Source organism: Thioalkalivibrio sp. AKL17 (assembly GCF_000377885.1).
In the GTDB taxonomy this organism is placed as follows: Bacteria; Pseudomonadota; Gammaproteobacteria; order Ectothiorhodospirales; family Ectothiorhodospiraceae; genus Thioalkalivibrio; species Thioalkalivibrio halophilus.
Genome location: NZ_KB898765.1, coordinates 434,439 through 450,844 on the forward strand (window position 1 = coordinate 434,439; position 16,406 = coordinate 450,844).

A 16,406-nucleotide genomic window follows, 5' to 3' on the forward strand; every position below is an offset into this window, starting at 1 on the left:
GGATCCTCCCCCGGATCAACGCACACCCAGCCACAGTGCAGCGTCGGGGAGTCCGGCCTCTTCCCGTTCCTCCTCCCCGGCCGCAGGGAAACCCGCCTCCTGCAGCACTTCGCCCAGGGCCTCGGCATCCAGACCGGTGCGCAACCGCAAGGTCAGGGCGGCCCTGCCCAGCGAGTCCAGCTGCACGCGTTCGATGGCCTCCATGCCGTCCAGCCGGGCACGCAGCTGGCGAAAACCGTCGAAACCCGCCACCCCGGTAAAGCCCACCGTGATCCACTCGGGTTCGTCCGGCACCCGCGCCAGGTCAGCGCCCATCCGGTCCAGCGCGGCGGCGATCGCCTGACGCGCGGCCGCCGGGGCATCCGCGCCGGTGGCCTCGGCACGGTATTCGCGGTCCCGGTGCACCAGCAGGGCCCGCGCGCGGGTCTCGCCTTCCGCCGGTCGCAGGTGCAGCAGGATCAGGCCGTCCGGGCCGTAGCGCCCGGCCGCCTCGAACAGCGGCTCGGTCACGCGTCCGACGATGTCGCTGATGCGCGCCTCGCGCCGGTCCTGCAGATCCCCCAGCGGGAACAGCAGCGGCATGTCCCGCTCGCCGGCCAGGGTCTCCAGTGCGGCCAGCACGCCGGAGTCCTCCCCGACGGACGCGGTGCCCAGCAGGTCACGTCGGCCGCCGGCCTCCTCCACCGCCCACACCAGCAGGGACGGACGCGAGCCGACAAGCATCGGAACGGCGGCGTCGCGCAGCGACCGGCGCAGGGCAGTCCGGTCGAACTCCAGGCGATAGCCGCCCGCGTCGCGCGCCTGCTGGCGCTCCAGCGCCGCCGGCAGTTCGTCATCGTCCGGGGTCTCGCGCAGCTGGTCGGCGAGCGCCCGCACCGCGTCGGAATCCAGCCCCGCCACCCGCACCAGCGCCGCGTGGAGCCCTTCCGCCAGCGCCACTTCGCGCTCTTCGGCATCGCTCTCCACCACCAGCGTCCCCGCCCCCGCGGTGTGTGGCAGCAGAGCGATCAGCCACAGGGAAAGGAGCAGGGCGACAGCGGAAATGGAACGCGACACGGCGGGCATGGGACTCACGGGCAGCAGGCAGACAACACGGTGCTCAACATAGCACAGCGCCCGCCGTCGGCGCGCCGCCCGCGCTTTGCACGCCCCGGCACGGGCGGCTAACATGCGCGGGTTAAATGCGCGCCTGCCCGCGGGCAGCGTCGCGGCCCGCCAGAAGGCCCTTTTCCGGGAACGTTGCCCATGTCCGAATCCTCTTCCGGTCTGACCTATCGCGAGGCCGGCGTCGACATCGCCGCCGGGTCGGAACTCGTCGAACGCATCAAGCCGCACGCGCAGCGCACCCTGCGCCCCGAGGTCCTGGCCGGCCTGGGCGGTTTCGGCGCGCTGTTCGAACTGCCCGTCGATCGCTACCGCCAGCCGGTGCTGGTGTCCGGCACCGACGGGGTCGGCACCAAGCTGCGCCTGGCCCAGCAGACCGATCGTCACGACTCGATCGGGATCGATCTGGTGGCGATGTGCGTCAACGACATCATCGTGCAGCGCGCCGAGCCGCTGTTCTTTCTCGACTATTACGCCACCGGCCACCTCGACATCGACATCGCCGGCGATGTCATCACCGGCATCGCCGAGGGCTGCGAACAGGCCGGCTGCGCGCTGATCGGCGGCGAGACCGCCGAGATGCCCGGCATGTACCAGGGCGAGGACTACGACGTCGCCGGCTTCGCGGTCGGCATCGCGGAGAAGGATCAGCTGCTGGACGGCAGCCAGGTGGCCGCGGGCGACGTGATCCTGGGGCTGGCGTCCAGCGGTCCGCATTCCAACGGCTACTCGCTGATCCGGCGGGTGCTGGAACACGTGCAGGCGGACCTCGACGCGCCGCTGCCGGGCGGCGACGGCGAGACCCTGGGCGCGGCCCTGATGGCGCCCACCCGCATCTATGCCCGGCCGCTGCTGGAACTGATGGCGCGGCATCCGGTGCATGCGGCGGCCCACATCACCGGCGGTGGCCTGACCGAGAACCTGCCGCGCGTGCTGCTCTCGGAGACCCTGCATGCGCGCATCGACACCAACGCCTGGCAGTGGCCGGCGGTGTTCCGCTGGCTGCAGCAGCAGGGCGGCATCGCCGACGAGGAGATGCTGCTGACGTTCAACTGCGGCATCGGCATGACGCTGATCCTGCCGGAAGCGCACGTGGATGCGGCCACCACCGAACTGGCGGCCGCCGGCATTCCCGCCTGGCCGATCGGCGTGGTGGCCGAGTGCGCGGAACACGAACCCGGCGTGGTGTACACCGCGGGATGACAGGCATGACCCCGCAACGGCTGGTCGTGCTGATCTCCGGGCGCGGCAGCAACCTCAAGGCCCTGATCGACGCCTGTGAACGCGGCGAGATCAACGGCCAGGTGGTCGGCGTGATCAGCAACCGCCCCGACGCCGGCGGACTCGAGTTCGCGCGCGCCCGAGGCATCCCGGAACAGGTCCTCAACCACCGCGACTACGCCGGGCGCGAACCGTTCGACGCGGCCCTGGCCGGGGCCATCGAGGCGTTCGAGCCGGACCTGGTGCTGCTGGCCGGGTTCATGCGCATCCTGACCCCGGGATTCGTGGAACGCTTTACCGGACGGTTGCTGAACATTCACCCGTCGCTGTTGCCGAAATACCGCGGGCTGGACACCCATGCCCGCGCCCTGGCCGACGGCGAGACCGAACACGGCGCCAGCGTGCACTTCGTCACGCCGAAACTGGACGGGGGACCGGTTATCATGCAGGCACGGGTCCCGGTTCTGGCCGACGACACCGAAGCCTCCCTGAGTGCGCGCGTGCAGCAGGCCGAGCACCGCCTCTACCCCGCAGCAGCCGGGCTGGTGTGTTCAGGGCGGATTCAGTGGTCGGAACCCACGATCCGGTACGATGGCGCCCCGCTGGAGGCGCCCCTGCAGCTCGATCACGAGGTGACTTCCCATGCCCCAGGTGAATCGTCCTGACGCCGCCCGACGGCGTTTCACGGCGCGGTTGCTGACCGGTCTCGTCCTGGCGCTGGCCGCGATCCTCGCAACGGCGTTCCCGACCGCCGCCCCTGCCGCCGACAGCAACGCGGACCCGGCGGACGCGTCGCGGATCCCGCCGTTCACCGCCAGCTTCGAGGCCACGGCCATGGCCAGCACGCTGAATGCCTCCATGAGCCTCAACCACGAAGACCTCCGCACGCGCATGGCGATGGATGCCCACGTGACCGGATTCCTGCGCGTACTCGGGCGTTTCGAACTCAGCCGCGAATCGCTGCTGAACACCAATGGTTCCGGCCTGCACCTGATCTCGTCGCGCTCCCACCAGGTCACCCCGCGTGAGGAACGTAAAGTCGAAACCCGCCTGGACCACGAGGAACAGCAGGCCATCGGCCACATCGACAGCGAGCGGTTCACGCTCGACGTGCCCGAAGGCACCCTCGACTTCCTTGGCTCGCTCTACATGATGATGCAGCAGCTGGAAACCGGCGAACTGGGCGTCACCGGCGACACCGTCCGCATCCGCACCCTGGAGCGCGACCGCCTGCGCGAATACGAATTCCGCCGCGACGGCGAGGAAACCGTGGACTCCGGCATCGGCTCGCTGGACACCGTGCGCGTGGTCCGCCGCAGCGACAACGGCGATGTCGAACTCGCCGCCTGGTTCGCCCCGGACCTGAACCACATCCCCGTGCGCTTCGACTACGAAGCCGGCGGGCGCGTGTTCGAACTCGAACTCACCGCGCTGGAATGGCACGAACCCATCATCGACCTGACCGAAGATCCCAATCCGTGAGCACATCCATGAGCGAAACCTTCGACCTGGCCATCATCGGCAGCGGCCCCGGCGGTTATCGCGCCGCCGTCCTCGGTGCCCTGCGCGGACTCTCCGTCGTCATCATCGAGAAGGACACCTGGGGCGGCTGCTGCCTCAACCGCGGCTGCGTGCCCAAGAAGGACTGGTACCACACCGCGCGCACCGTGGCCGCCCAGCGCCACTTCGAGGGCCGCGGCATCCGGGGCTCGCTGAGCGCGGAGATGGACCCGGCCTGGGACCATCAGAAAGAGGTCGTGACCTCGGTGCGCGACTCCTACCTGGAGTACATGAAGCACCTGAAGATCCAGTACCGCGAGGGCACCGCGCGCTTTCGCGACGCCAGCACCCTGGAGGTCACCGGTGCCGACGGCAGCGAGACCCTGGAGGCGAAGCACACCATCATCGCCACTGGCGCCACGGCTACCGTGCCCGCACCGTTCGAGGCCGTCCCCGGGCGGGTGATCACCACCGACATGCTGTTCGACGAGCGCCCGCCGCAAGGGCACCGGGTCGCCATCATCGGCTCCGGCGTGGTGGCCACCGAATTCGCCTTCATCTTCTCCATGCTTGGCAAGGAAGTGACCTGGCTGACCCGCTCGAAACCCCTGAACGGCCAGAAGTTCAGCCCCCAGGCCCTGTCGACGCTGAAGGACAAGCTGGGTGAGAACGGCGTCGAGCCGATCCGGGTGAAGGGCTACGAGAGCGTGGAGACCACCGATAACGGCGTCGTCATCACCGATCAGGACGGTGGACGCCACGAGGTCGACTGGGTCCTGCTCGGTACCGGCCGCACGCCGCATACCGCGGACCTGAACCTGGAGGCCGTCGGCGTGCAGACCGACGCGCGGGGTTTCGTGCAGCGACGCGCCACCCTGCAGACCGACGTCGACCACATCTATGCCATCGGCGACGTCGCCAGCGAATGGCAGACCGCCAACCATGCGCTGGCCGATGCCACCATCGCGGTGGAGAACATCCAGACCGGCAACACCCGCGAGCAGGACGAGCGCTACGTCCCGATCGCCATCTATTCGGCGGTGGAGATGGCGCGTCTGGGCATGGACGAGGACGATGCCGAGGACGAGGAACTGGAACCCGCGGTCGGTTTCGCCGCGTTCGAGACCTCGCCACGCGCCCTGGGGCAGGACGAGCCCGAGGGCTTCGTCCGCCTGATCGGCGACATGGACACCGGCGGCCTGCTGGGCGGCGAGGTCATCGGCGGTGACGCCGGCGAGCTGATCCACATCCTGTCGCTGGCCCCCGATCGCGACACCGCGCTCAACTGGATCGCGAAGGGCCAGTGGAACCACCCGGCCCGCGCCGAGGAATTCCTCAACGCCACCGAGACCCTGGCCTCCAAGTGGGGCCTGAAGGCCGAGATCTTCGACCTCTGACCCCCCCCGGCCGGCGCCCGTCGCCAGCCGGCCGTCTCAGTCCACGCGCCGCGTCATCCGCACCGCATGTTCGTGCGGATAGCGCGCCGCATGGAAGCGGCCCTCCCAGGTGTCCGCATTCAGGCGTTCGAGCTCCAGGTGGTAACTCTCCTGCTGGTCCGGGGTCGGGTTCCACGCCAGTTCCACACGTTCCCCGTCTGCGGCAAGCTCCACCGAATCCAGATCACCGCTGGCGCCGTCCAGCCCGGGCCCGCGGGCATTGCCCATCAGGAAATCGCCCTGCGCGCGGGTCTCTCCGCGGCCGTGGAACAGGCTGAAATACGCCAGCGGCACGTCACCCTCGACCAGCGCCGCACGCCACGAACCCTGCAGTGCACCGGCGGGCTGACCGCCCTTGCCGTACTCGGCATCCCGGGCGTCCTTCCCGGCGTCGTCCGGGTCGTCCGGAGCGGCATCCGGGGCCGCATCCGGAGCGTCACCTTCCTCCAGCCAGGGCGGGGGCGGACGCCGATCCACCGCCCACGCGGTGCGGATCTGCGCGTCCGGCCCGACGCTCAGGCGCTGCCAGATCGCCTCCAGCTCGTGGTCCATCAGGTCGCCGTCGCGCAGCAGGATATCCACGCTGCCCGGCTCCTCCAGCCCGACCTCCACCACCGCTTCGGCGAAGGGTTCGGCGAAGCCGACGCTCTCGCGGGCCTCCAGCTGTCCCGGCCGGGTATCCAGCAGGGACCCCAGCAGGAATGCCGGGGCCGGAGCGCCTTCCGGCGATGACGACAGCGATGGCGGGACGAAATCCCACAGCCCCTCGCCGTTGTCACGCCACTGCGTGACCCGGTCACCCAGCGGTTCGGGATCGGTGCAGGCCTGTTCAAGGCAGCGGGCCTGTTCGATGGCCGATGCGTCCAGGCTCCGGCGCGAGGCCGCGACCACGTGCCCCGGGAACCCCTGGATCGGGCTCATCACCATGCGCCAGGAGACCCCGTCCCACGCCCCGCCGTCGTTACCGTCGCCGGCGTCCTCGTCCGAAGGTTCAAAACGGTCGATCTGCACGAAATGCAGATCCCGCATCCGCCCGGGCGGACTACCCTCCATCCACTCGAAGCCCGCCTGCATCCGGTAGCGCGCGGGTTCCGCCGGCCCCTCGTGGCCCTCCAGCAGCAGGACGGGCACGGTCCACGGCCCGGCCCGTTCTAACGGCCGCACCGATTCGCGTTGCTCGGGCGGCAGGCGCTCGCGCAGCAACTCCGGGACCTCCTCGCTCGCGAAGCGCTGGTAGCCCTCCGTCTCCACAAAATCGTCGGCGGCCTCGCTCATGTCCTGCGGCGGTCCGGCCATCACGCCCGCCGCCGTCAGGCACAGGCCGGTAGTCAGTGCACCCGACGCCAGGCGTCGGCGCAGGCACCGGCGCCCCCGGACGGGGCGCTGTTCCGAATCCCTCATCTTCGTCCACTCCCTCACGCCAGTACCCGGCCATATTGGCCCAACTGGCAACGGCGCACCCCGCATGATTGCAGGGGCCAGCACGGCCCTCCGGGAGGGTCCCGGTGAACGAGGCCTATTCCCCGGCGACGGTCATCGACTCGATCAGGATGGAGCCGGTGCGGATGTTCCCGCGGTAGTCGACGTCCGAGCCGGTGGCGACGATGGCGCGGAACATGTCCCTGAGGTTGCCGGCGATGGTGATCTCCTCCACCGGATGGACGATCTCGCCGTTTTCCACCCAGAACCCGGCCGCGCCGCGCGAGTAGTCGCCGGTCACCGGATTCACGCCCTGACCGATCAGCTCGGTCACCAGCAGTCCGGTGCCCATCTCGCGCAGCATGCCCGGGGCGTCCAGCGTCCCCGGACGCACCGTCACGTTGCGCGCCCCGCCGGCATTGCCGGTAGTCTCGCGGCCGAGACGCCGGGCGGCGTAGCTGTCGAGGGTGTAGCTGCGCAGCACGCCCTGTTCCACCAGCGGCCGGTTGCGGGTCTGCACGCCCTCGCCGTCGAACGGTGCGCTGCCGAGCCCGCGCGGGGTCAGCGGGCGCTCCTCGATACGCATCCATTCGGGGAAGATGCGTTCGTCCAGGGCATTCAGCAGGAACGAGCTCTCCCGGAACTGGGCCGGGCCGGAGATCGCGCGGGTGAAACTGCCGATCAGGGTGCGCGCCATCTCCGGGGCGAACAGCACCGGGCAGCTGCGGGTGGAGAGCTTTTCTCCGCCCAGCCGGCGCACGGTGCGCTCCGCCGCCTCGCGCCCGATGTCCTCGGGGATACCCAGATCGGCGGCGCGGCGGCTGACGCTGTAGGCGTAGTCGCGCTGCATGCCGTCATCGCCACGTGCCACCAGGGCACAGGAAAGCGAATGGCGGGTGCTGCGATAGCCGCCCATGAAGCCCTGGGTGTCGCCGAGGAAGGCCATCGCGCGGCGGGTATTCACCGAGGCGCCTTCGGAGTTCTCGATGCGCGACTCGGTGTCGAACCCGGCCTGTTCGGTGCGCTGCGCCAGCTCGGTGGCCTGCGCGATGGACAGCTCCCAGGGGTGATCCAGGTCCAGATCTTCCCAGTCCACCGCCTTGAAGGCGATCGACGGCATGCCGGCATACGGATCCGGCTCGGTGTAGCGCGCGATGCGGCAGGCCGCCGCGACGGTATCCAGCAGGGCCTGCTCGCTGAAATCGGTGGTCGATGCCGCGCCTTTGGACTGGCCAAAGTGCGCGATCAGCGACAGGTTCTGGTCGCGTTCGTGCTCCAGGGTCTCGATCTCGCCCTTGCGCACCCCCAGGTCCAGACCCACGCTGTGGCTGACGACCACCTGGGCATCGGTGGCCCCCTGCTTCTTTGCCTCTTCCAGCGCCTGCTGCACGCGGGCGCGCAGGGATTCGGGGCTGTGCGAGAGCGCCTGGGCGGCGGCTTCCGGGGTCTCGACTGCGGGACGTTGACTCATGCGGATTCCGGTCCGTTTTCGATTTGGGGGAGAGAAAAACCACGGGGTCCGCGCCCGCCCCTGCCGGGGGCGGACCCGGACCCCGTGCGGAAGTCGGGCTAGACGCGGGTGCCGTGCTTGTGGACCGCGCCGACGTTACCCCAGCGCTCGAGGTCATCCACGTGCACGCCGACCCAGTAGAGCATGCCGACGCTGTCACGGGTCCAGCCACCGATCAGGTCCTGGCCCTCGCCCAGATTGACGTGACGGGCGAATTCCTCGGCCTTGTCGCGGGCCCGGAACACGTGCCACTGAACGACCTTGTCGTGGCCGTGCCCTTCGGGGAGGGAGCGTTCCTGTTCCAGAAAATCGGTATTCATGCGGCTCTCCTTTTCTTGCTGACCAGATCCGGTCCGGTGACGCCCCGGACGATGCCGGGTCATGCCGCCTGGGTACCGCCCACCGTCATGCCGTCGATGCGCAGCGTGGGCTGGCCCACGCCAACCGGCACGCCCTGCCCCTCCTTGCCGCAGGTACCCACGCCGGGGTCGAGCTGCATGTCGTTGCCGACCATCGATACGCGGGTCAGGACATCCGGACCGTTACCGATCAGGGTCGCACCCTTCACCGGCCGCGTCACCTTTCCGTTCTCTATGAGATAGGCCTCCGAGGCCGAAAACACAAACTTCCCGGAGGTGATGTCCACCTGACCGCCGCCGAAATTGACCGCATACAGGCCGTCTTCCACCGAACCGATGATCTCTTCGGGATCGGCGTTGCCCCCCAGCATGTAGGTGTTGGTCATGCGCGGCATGGGCAGGTGGGCGTAGGACTCGCGCCGACCGTTGCCGGTGGTCTGCGTGCCGCTCAGGCGCGCGTTGAGCTCGTCCTGCATGTAGCCGCGCAGGATGCCGTCCTCGATCAGCACGGTTTCCTCGGTCGGATTGCCCTCGTCATCCACGTTGAGCGAGCCGCGGCGCCCGGCCAGCGTGCCGTCATCGACGATGGTGATGCCCTCGGCCGCGACCCGTTCGCCGATGCGTCCGGCGAAGGCGGAGGTACCCTTGCGGTTGAAGTCGCCCTCGAGGCCGTGGCCGATCGCTTCGTGCAGCAGGACGCCGGGCCAGCCCGGACCCAGCACCACTTTCATGCTGCCGGCGGGGGCGTCCACCGCCTCGAGGTTGACCAGCGCCTGACGCACCGCCTCGCGCGCGTAGGCGGCGGCCTGCCCGTTCTCGAGGAAATGGCGATAGCCGAAGCGGCCGCCGCCGCCGGAGCTGCCGGATTCGCGACGCCCGCCCTGCTCGACGATCACCTGCACGTTGAGCCGCACCAGCGGACGCACGTCGGTGGTGAGTTCGCCGCGCGCGTTGAGCACCATCACCACCTCGCGCGAGCCGGCCAGCGAGCACATCACCTGGGTCACGCGCGGATCGGCGGCGCGGGCCTCGGCGTCAACCTCCTTGAGCAGGTCGATCTTCTCCTGCTCGCCGAGGGAGTCGATGGGGTTGTCGGGCACGTAAAGCTCGCGCGAGGGCGTGCGCCCCTGCACCGCCACGCCGCCGCTCTGGCCCGCGCGGGCGATGCTGCGCGCGGTGCCCGCCGCCTCCAGCAGGGCGGGCATCGCGAGATCGTCGGAATACGCGAACCCGGTCTGTTCGCCGCGCACTACGCGGATGCCGGCGCCGCGCTCGATGTTGAAGTTCGCGGATTTGACGATCCCGTCCTCCAGCGACCAGCCCTCCTGGCAGGCGAACTGGAAATAGCAGTCACCGCCGTCGATCCCCTGGCCGAAAGTCGTTCCGACCAGGCGGGAGAGTTCGGATTCGCCGAGACCGGCGGGATCCAGCAGGGTCTGTCGGGCCAGGTTGTCGATCATGCATCCCTCGGGTTGGCTCGTTTTCGTCAGTATGAGGCTTGGGGCCCGGGAAGCGCTTTCAAGCCCGCGAGCGGCGGGGGCTCTCGCAACCCCCACGCGCTCCGGGAGGCTCACTCCGGAATGGCACAACCCAGACGCCGATGCGAGACAGTGGGGAACACGGTCCGCATGCGTTCCACCTCGCGGCCGTCGATCTCCCCCAGCAGGACCCCGGGGTTGCGCCCCAGCTCCCCCAGTACGCGACCCCAGGGGTCGATCACCGCACTGTGGCCCCAGGTCTCGCGACCGTTCACGTGAAAACCGCCCTGAGCCGCGGCCACCACGTACATCTGGTTTTCCACCGCACGCGCCCGCAGCAGCACCTCCCAGTGGGCCTGCCCGGTCTGCGCCGTAAACGCCGATGGCAGAGCGAGCCATTCCGCGCCCTGGTCCAGCAGCGCGCGGAACAGCTCGGGGAAACGCAGGTCGTAGCAGATCGCCAGCCCCAGACGCCCCGCCGGGGTGTCCACGGTCACCACCTCGTCGCCGGGCTGGTACACCCGCGACTCGGTATAGGCCTCGTTGTTGTCAGGCAGGTGCACGTCGAACAGGTGGATCTTGTCGTAACGGGCCGCGAGCTCGCCGCGGTCGTCATACACCAGGCAGGCCGAACGCACGCGTTCACCGTCGGGGGCCTGCAGCGGCACCGTCCCACCCACGATCCACACCCCCAGAGTGCGCGCCTGTTCGGCCAGGAAACGCTGCAGCGGGCCCTGACCATCGGGGGCCTCGGCGATGTCGAGGACATCGGTTTCCTGCATCCCCATGAAGGCAAAGTTCTCCGGCAGCACCAGTACCCGGGCTCCCTGCTCCGCCGCCTCGACCATGCGCCGGCGGGCATCGGCCAGGTTGGCCCGGGGCTGGGTCCCGGATGCCATCTGGATGGCGGCGACCGGTGTCATGCGCGTTCCTCGTGATTGTTCGAATTCATTATTGTTCGTTCTCCGCGGCTTCCACTCGGGCTTCCACCCGCGGCCGTTCCCACGGCCCGGTCACGCGATACTCCACCCGGGCCGCCTCTTCCATTTGATCGCCGATCCCCAGCACGCGTTCGAGCAGCAGTACCGCCGCCCCCGTCACCGGGCCGCCCAGCAGCGCCCCCGCGATCGGCAACGCCGTACGCAGGCGCGGCACGACCACGATTCCCTGGTCGTATTCGCGCGCCACGAGATCCGTATCTCCCCGCACCCGGATGGCGGCCGAGCCGGCTTCCAGGCGGAGCTCCGGCACGTGCAGCACGCCATCACGGAGTCGGGCAGTGCCTTCGAGTTCGCTGAAGGCCAGCCCCTCGACAAACAGGTCGCGAAAATCCAGACGCAGCCGCTGCGGCAGGAGGTCGAGGCTCACCAGGCCCAGCAGCCGTCCGGCGCCGGGCTCGACATCGGCCAGCTCGCCATCGCTCATGGCCAGCGCCATCTCGCCGGTGAGGCGCCGCAGCGACGGCCGGAACAGGGGCCCCGGCCATTCCAGTTGCACCACGCCGTTCCCGGCACCGCCCCGCAGGGCCCGACTCAGGCCCGTGGACTCCAGCCCCTGCCCCCAGTCGCCACCCTCCAGCTCGAACTGCAGCCGACTCTGCCCGCGACCCTCGGCATCCACGCGCCAGCCCCCGCTTCCGGATGCCCGAACACCCGGATCCGGGCTGCGGAGCACCAGATCCTGCAGGGCCAGACCATCGGAGTGGGGGACCAGATCCCCGCGGATGTCGGCGAAACGGTAATCCCCCAGGCGCAGGCTGTCGAGGGCAAGCCGCACCGAGGGCCAGTTGCGGGGATCGGTCAGACCCTCGACGACCGCCGGCTCCTCGAGGGACGGATCCCCGTCGGGTCCGGCGAATTCCAGCTCCGGCAGATCCACCCGTTCCAGCCCCAGCTGCAGATGGTCCCGCCGGTCGCCCATACCGTAGCGCCACCCCACGGTTCCCGCGAGCCAGTCCGAACGGCTTTCCACCTGCCAGCCCCCGAGGTCCCGCACCGCCCGGATCCGGGTTTCCGGAACGCTGAGGCCATCCCAGTGCAGGGCGTGGTCCACGCGCAGGATCAGGCGATTCAGCGGTACCCCGGTGACGGCTTCCTCCGCGGCATCGGGACCGGGACCGGCAACCTGCACGTTCCCCGCCCACGGGGCGCCCTGCAGGGCATCGACCCAGGCGCGGGCATCCAGCTCGCCGAAATGCCCCTCCACTACGGCACCCTGCGAGGGCAGCCCGGGGGGATCCGCCGTCGCCCGCCCCAGCCCCAGGGCCAGCGCCTGCAGCGCCGGCGGCTCCCCGACCCCGGTCTCCGCCAGGACCCGCACGCGTGCCCGCAGGGCATCCCCCAGCACCAGATCTCCCACGGCCGGGCGCTGGTTGCCCAGCGGCAACGACAGCTCCAGCTCGCGTCGCTGCTCCTCGGTCTTGCCCACGGGTGCGGGCCAGTCGATGGAGGCCCCCTCCAGATCCGAACGCAGATCCAGGCGCATCCCGTCCATCCCGCCCCCCAGGCTCAGTTCCGCGTCCCAGTGGGCGCGGCCACTGGCATGGGCCGCCAGTTCCGGAATCCCCTCCAGCCAGGGCTCGATCGGCTGCGGACCACGCAGCCCCAGCCGGGCGCGTTCGCCGTCCAGCGGCCAGTCGATGTCGAGGGCCACCCGTTCGCCATGCACCCCTGCCTCCAGACCCTCGGCATGCACCCGGTCCGCGGTATCGAAACGGATCTCGCCGCGCAGTCCGTCCAGTGCGACCGGCCATTGCGGCACGTTCAGGTCCAGCCCCTGCGGCCGCAGCCGCCCGGCCACCCGCAGGTCATCCATGCGATCGCTGTCCAGCGGCACCAGGAGCTGCAGGTCCAGGCCCGCCGGGCCGGCGGCCTCGGCCCCGTCGCGCAGCTCCGCCAGCTCGTCGCCCAGCCCGGCCCGGCGCAGGTATGCGAGCAGATCGGCCGCATTGCTGTAGGCCGACGCATCCAGTTCGAGATCGGGCTCGCCGGTCATGTCAGTCACGGTGACATCGCCGCGCGTGATGCGGGTGTCGAGGATACGGCCCCGCGCACCCTCGGTGCGGAAGGCCTCGTTGCGAAACCACAGACGCCCCGCCAGTTCCTCCGCCGGCGGCCAGTCCTCCTGATAGTCCAGCACTCCGTCCTCGATGTCGGCCCACAGATCGAACACCCCCTGGTGGTCCGCAAACGGGAATTCGAGCGGGCGCCCCCGGTAGGCCATGCCCCCGCCGGTCCCCCGACCGTCGACGATGCTGCGCGCCAGCCATTGATAGGTGGTCGCCGGGAGATAGCGTTCGGGGAGATAGCGAGCGGCATAGGCCCCGTCGGCATGGTGAATGTCCATCGCCATGGCCAGCAGTGGCCCCTGCTCGTGACCATCCAGGCGCAGTTCTCCGCGCAGCGAAGCCGCCCCCTGCTCGGCCCGGACCTCCAGCCCCTCGCCGGTCACGGTCCAGTCGCCCGGCGCATGCCGCCGTGCATGCAGCTCGCCGCGCAGGCGGTCCAGCCACAGGATCTCGTCACCCAGCACGCGCGGGAACTCCGCACGCAGGTGTTCGCCATCGAACGTGGCGCCGGCCTCGTCCGTCTCCGCGTCCCACCATGCACGCAGATCCAGGCCACGCACCCCCGGCCAGTCGCCATCCGTGCGCAGACTGAACGAGCGCAGATCGAGCTCCGCCTCGCGGATGCGCAGACGGTCGTCGTCGCGCCGCGCCACCAGCCTGCCCTCCGCCAGGCGGCCGCGCGGACGCAGGCGCGCCACAGGGTCCGCCAGGGCGGGCGCCGCATGATCCAGCAAAGGCTTGAACGGGGCATAGACGTCGGCATCCAGCCCGCGCGCGGCCAGCTCCAGCCGGTCCACCACGGCGCCGTGCGCCCCCGTCTCCAGGCGATAGCGCATGCGCAGGTCACCGGAACCGGGCCGCGTGCCGGTCCAGGCGGAGCGGTGCCAGGCATCGTCCACATGCCAGTCGAAGCGGTGTCCGAGTTCGCGCTCGCGCGCGTCCTCGTCGCCGTTCAGCCGGGTGGTATGGAACCCGCGCAGGCGGGTGAGGCGACCGTCTTCCAGGTCACCCCAGATCCGCGCCCCGCTGGTACCGTCGATTGCCGGCAGGCCGAGATACGCCAGCCAGGGTGCCCAGTGAGCGATCTCCAGGCTCTGGCCCTCGAGGAAGAACCGGGCATCGCGAGCGGCGGACGCCGGGATCCGCACGCCCAGTTCGAAGCTTCCGGCGGCCTCCGGGTCCAGGGCGCCCGCCAGCCGCAGCAGGCCGTCGCCAGCCGCGCCGCTGCGAAAGCTCAGATGCTCCAGCCGGGCGGCCGACGTAATACCGGCAACACGATCGTCCCACACCAGCGAGATCGCCTCGCCATCGAACTCCGGCCAGGCCTCCAGCGCATGTTCCAGCACCGCGCCCTCGCCGGTGCCCATGGTGTGGCCATGAAAGGTGACCCGCCCGTCCGCCTGGCGGACCAGACGGGCCTCCATGCCGATGACCTGCAGCCGCAGGCGGGGCGCCCACGCGCGCAACGACGCCACCGGGTCCAGGGTGGCCCCGACCCGTTCGACCTCCAGGGGCTCGGCCTCGCCCTCGACCATGTGCACCCCGCGCACCACCAGCTCGGGGGTCCAGCCGCGCCAGCCCAGCTCCACCGACTCGGCCCGCACCTGCATGCCGGAGGTTTCGGAAGCGGCCGTTTCCAGGCGTTCGTGCAACCCGTCCCAGTGCGGCAGGAACAGCCGCAGGCCCAGCAGCACGAGCATCAGCAGCAGGACCACGACCAGCAGCGCAGGCAGCAGCACCCGAGCGATCGTGCGCAGCCTGTTCCAGGCGTACCCGGTTCGCTCCGCTGCATTCACGCTGGACGACCTCCCTCAGACAAACACCACGTCGAACTGCTCCTGGGTATAGAGGGTTTCGACCTGGAAACGGATGGGGATGCCAACGAAGCTCTGCAGCTCCGCCAGGCTCGCCGACTCCTCGTCCAGCAGCAGGTCGATCACGCTCTGCGAGGCCAGCACCCGCAGCTCGCGGGCATCGTACTGGCGCACCTCCCGCAGGATCTCGCGAAACAGTTCGTAACACACGGTTTCGGCCGTCTTGAGATAGCCCCGGCCACCACAGGTGGGACAGGGCTCACACAACTGGTGTTCAAGGCTGTCGCGGGTACGCTTGCGGGTCATCTCCACCAGCCCCAGCGGCGACACGTCGCAGATCTGGGTCTTCACGTGGTCGCGCTCCAGCGCCTTCTCCAGCGCGCGGATCACCTGGCGCTTGTGCTCGTCATCCTGCATGTCGATGAAATCGATGATGATGATCCCGCCGAGATTGCGCAGGCGCAGCTGGCGACCGATGGCCTGGGCCGCCTCGAGGTTGGTCTTGAAGATGGTCTCCTCGAGCTTGCGGTGGCCGACGAAGCCGCCGGTGTTGATGTCCACCGTGGTCATCGCCTCGGTCTGGTCGAAGATCAGGTAGCCGCCGGATTTCAGCTCGACCTTGCGCTCCAGCGCGCGCTGGATCTCCTCGTCGATGTTGAACAGATCGAAGATCGGCCGCTCGCCGGGGTAGTGCTCGATGCGTTCGGTCAGCTCCGGCAGATAGCGCCGGGAGAAATCGACGATCTTCTGGTAGGTCTCGCGCGAGTCGATGCGGACCCGTTCCAGATCCACCCCGACCATGTCGCGCAGGATGCGCTGAACCAGCGGCAGGTCGGCGTACACCTCGGTCCCGGCCGGCGCGCTGCGCGCGGCTTCCTGCAGGCTGTCCCAGATCTTCTTCAGGAACGCGGTATCGGTGCGGAGGGCCTCGTGGTCCGCCAGCTCCGCCGCGGTGCGCACGATGAAGCCGTGCTGCGGGGCCAGTTCGTCGCGCAGGGCCTCGACCTGTTCGCGCAGGCGGGCACGCATGGCATCGTCCTCGATCCGCGTGCTGACCCCGACGTTGTTCTGGTTGGGCATCAACACCAGGTGACGGGCCGGCACGGTGATGTAGGTCGTCAGGCGCGCGCCCTTGGAACCCATCGGGTCCTTGGTCACCTGCACCAGCAGCTCCTGCCCTTCGTGCAGCAGATCGCGGATCGCTTCGCTTCCCCGCCCCTCGTCCTCGTTGCGCGAGATCACGTCCGAGGCATGCAGAAAGGCGGTGCGGTCGCGACCGATCTCGACGAACGCGGCATCCATCCCCGGCAGCACGCGCACCACGCGCCCCTTGTAGATGTTGCCGACGATGCCCCGCTGACGCGCGCGCTCGATGTGCAGTTCGGTCAGCACGCCGTTCTCGACCAGGGCCACCCGGCTCTCCTGGGGCGTGACGTTCATCAGCAGTTCGGTTCCGGTCATGCGGGATCTTTGGTCGGCGTGTACGAAAAAGGAACGC

Annotated in this window: 12 protein-coding genes; 4 read left to right on the plus strand and 8 right to left on the minus strand. The window is 69.7% G+C overall.

All coding sequences use genetic code 11. The features are described 5' to 3' along the window. Nucleotides 1-15 precede the first annotated feature (15 nt). Entirely contained in the window at nucleotides 16-1,065 is a 1,050-nt protein-coding gene (locus tag D577_RS0105295; RefSeq protein WP_018946509.1) for a DUF2066 domain-containing protein, read from the minus strand. A gap of 180 nt (nucleotides 1,066-1,245) precedes the next feature. Between D577_RS0105295 and purM the strand changes: the two genes are divergently transcribed. From purM to D577_RS0105315, 4 genes are read left to right on the plus strand one after another with little or no spacing between them, the layout of a single operon-like run. After that, on the plus strand, nucleotides 1,246-2,307 hold the full coding sequence (gene purM, locus D577_RS0105300; protein ID WP_018946510.1) for a phosphoribosylformylglycinamidine cyclo-ligase: 1,062 nt from the start codon (nucleotides 1,246-1,248) through the stop codon (nucleotides 2,305-2,307). A gap of 5 nt (nucleotides 2,308-2,312) precedes the next feature. Then, complete coding sequence (gene purN, locus D577_RS0105305; RefSeq protein ID WP_018946511.1) at nucleotides 2,313-2,990, plus strand: phosphoribosylglycinamide formyltransferase; 678 nt, start codon at nucleotides 2,313-2,315, stop codon at nucleotides 2,988-2,990. Next, nucleotides 2,968-3,807 (plus strand): DUF3108 domain-containing protein, encoded by an 840-nt coding sequence (locus tag D577_RS0105310; protein WP_026288921.1) that lies wholly within the window; start codon nucleotides 2,968-2,970, stop codon nucleotides 3,805-3,807. The genes purN and D577_RS0105310 overlap by 23 nt, the downstream gene beginning before the upstream one ends. Nucleotides 3,808-3,815: 8 nt before the next feature. Next, nucleotides 3,816-5,222 (plus strand): NAD(P)/FAD-dependent oxidoreductase, encoded by a 1,407-nt coding sequence (locus tag D577_RS0105315; protein WP_018946513.1) that lies wholly within the window; start codon nucleotides 3,816-3,818, stop codon nucleotides 5,220-5,222. Between the two features lie 36 nt (nucleotides 5,223-5,258). On the opposite strand, the gene D577_RS0105320 is transcribed toward D577_RS0105315, so the two are convergent. From D577_RS0105320 to rng, 7 genes are all read right to left on the minus strand, one after another. Continuing rightward, nucleotides 5,259-6,557 (minus strand): hypothetical protein, encoded by a 1,299-nt coding sequence (locus tag D577_RS0105320; RefSeq protein ID WP_371180225.1) that lies wholly within the window; start codon nucleotides 6,555-6,557, stop codon nucleotides 5,259-5,261. Nucleotides 6,558-6,777: 220 nt separating this feature from the next. Beyond that, on the minus strand, nucleotides 6,778-8,151 hold the full coding sequence (gene pmbA / locus D577_RS0105325) for a metalloprotease PmbA (RefSeq protein WP_018946515.1): 1,374 nt from the start codon (nucleotides 8,149-8,151) through the stop codon (nucleotides 6,778-6,780). Nucleotides 8,152-8,249: 98 nt separating this feature from the next. Further along, nucleotides 8,250-8,510, minus strand: coding sequence for a hypothetical protein (locus D577_RS0105330; RefSeq protein WP_018946516.1), 261 nt, complete (start codon nucleotides 8,508-8,510; stop codon nucleotides 8,250-8,252). A gap of 59 nt (nucleotides 8,511-8,569) precedes the next feature. Then, the gene (tldD, locus tag D577_RS0105335) at nucleotides 8,570-10,009 is read right to left on the minus strand and encodes a metalloprotease TldD (protein ID WP_018946517.1); all 1,440 of its coding nucleotides are present in this window, start codon (nucleotides 10,007-10,009) and stop codon (nucleotides 8,570-8,572) included. Between the two features lie 110 nt (nucleotides 10,010-10,119). Continuing rightward, nucleotides 10,120-10,950, minus strand: a complete 831-nt coding sequence (locus tag D577_RS0105340) for a carbon-nitrogen hydrolase family protein (protein WP_018946518.1) — start codon at nucleotides 10,948-10,950, stop codon at nucleotides 10,120-10,122. A 28-nt stretch (nucleotides 10,951-10,978) separates the two neighbouring features. Then, nucleotides 10,979-14,890: a YhdP family protein gene (locus tag D577_RS0105345; RefSeq protein ID WP_208854539.1), complete on the minus strand. Its 3,912-nt coding sequence runs from the start codon at nucleotides 14,888-14,890 to the stop codon at nucleotides 10,979-10,981. Between the two features lie 15 nt (nucleotides 14,891-14,905). Further along, entirely contained in the window at nucleotides 14,906-16,369 is a 1,464-nt protein-coding gene (gene rng / locus D577_RS0105350; RefSeq protein WP_026288923.1) for a ribonuclease G, read from the minus strand. Between the last annotated feature and the right edge of the window lie 37 nt (nucleotides 16,370-16,406).